The following is a 1,050-nucleotide window of genomic DNA, read 5'->3' as shown; positions in this document are numbered from 1 at the left end:
ACCCGACGAAGTCGGGCCGGATGTCAGGGGCAAAGACCTCTTGGTTACTTTTGGCGGGGCCGGCCATCCGGGCGTTTGCCAGAAGTGACCCGCCGTAAGGGCGGAACCGATATCAGGAACAACACAACAGCAGAGGGCTCACTCCAGCAGCAAGAAAGTAGCCCGGATAGCCATCACAAAAGAGGATCTGCTATATCTTCGTTGTGGTTCGTTGAATGACCTTCGCCGGAGGATGTTATGCCTGGATGCAAGAAGTGTGGGATCGAAATCGCCCCGAGCTTTCTTTACCGGCACTTGTCGAAGTGTGCTCCAGACACCTTCGCGGAACTCCCTCCGCACGCAAAGTATTGGGCTCCGCACGAGCTCGTCAAGAGAGGCTACTTCAACCAGTTCCCAGGAATCCAGGATCCGCTCAAGCTGAAAAAGGACGTCATCTGGGAGGCCCTTGGCGAGCCCTGGATTCGCAAGAGTGTCGATACGGCGCTTACCACAATCCTCTCATCACCCCACAAGCTTCAGGGCTTCGATCACGCCGCCTTCAAGACTCGCATATTCATCTCGCAGGACGTGATTCAGCCCTGCGTCTACTACCGCAAGATGAGCCAAGGGGAGTGGGACGCGGTTAAGAATCTCTCCAATCCATTCCAGGGCACGTTCAACCATATCAATACCGATCATTATCGGTACTGGATGTCGTCTTCTCTGCGAAAAGTTTCCGCATTCGGCAACGCGAACGCCACGGATGCTGAGGGCATAATCGTGAAAATCACGTTCAGCCAGGATCCGCTCCTCAAGTTCGCCCTCAGACTCGCTGCTCACCAGAAGCCCGGCGTCCAGGCAGATGCCAGCAAAGTAGCCGTCCACCGAGAAGGATTTGCCGAGATCGGCAACATGAGTACCGATACCGATCTGGCAGAGGTGCTAGGGCCAACGAGGTTGCACCACAATCTGGGCTTCACGAGTACGCAGGCAGCCGAGCTGAATGGAATCAAGCAGACATTTGTAAGCCTGTAATCACGGGTCTGTAGATATAACTCTGCCGTACCGTGC

1 protein-coding gene is annotated in these 1,050 nt (G+C 55.2%); it reads left to right on the top strand.

Features of this window, described 5'->3' with window-relative positions; all coding sequences use genetic code 11:
• Positions 1–237: 237 nt before the first annotated feature.
• The gene (locus J0A65_RS23960) at positions 238–1,014 is read left to right on the top strand and encodes a hypothetical protein (RefSeq protein WP_206596777.1); all 777 of its coding nucleotides are present in this window, start codon (positions 238–240) and stop codon (positions 1,012–1,014) included.
• Positions 1,015–1,050: the final 36 nt, after the last annotated feature.

This window comes from Bowmanella yangjiangensis (assembly GCF_017255015.1).
Taxonomy (GTDB): Bacteria; Pseudomonadota; Gammaproteobacteria; order Enterobacterales; family Alteromonadaceae; genus Bowmanella; species Bowmanella yangjiangensis.
Note: the sequence above shows the minus strand (reverse complement) of the source record. Positions and strands in the feature narration are given on the sequence as shown.

What these genes read in the sequence shown, in the direction of transcription:
- J0A65_RS23960 (WP_206596777.1), top strand. Translation starts at nt 238, where the DNA reads ATGCCTGGATGCAAGAAGTGTGGGATCGAAATCGCCCCGAGCTTTCTT.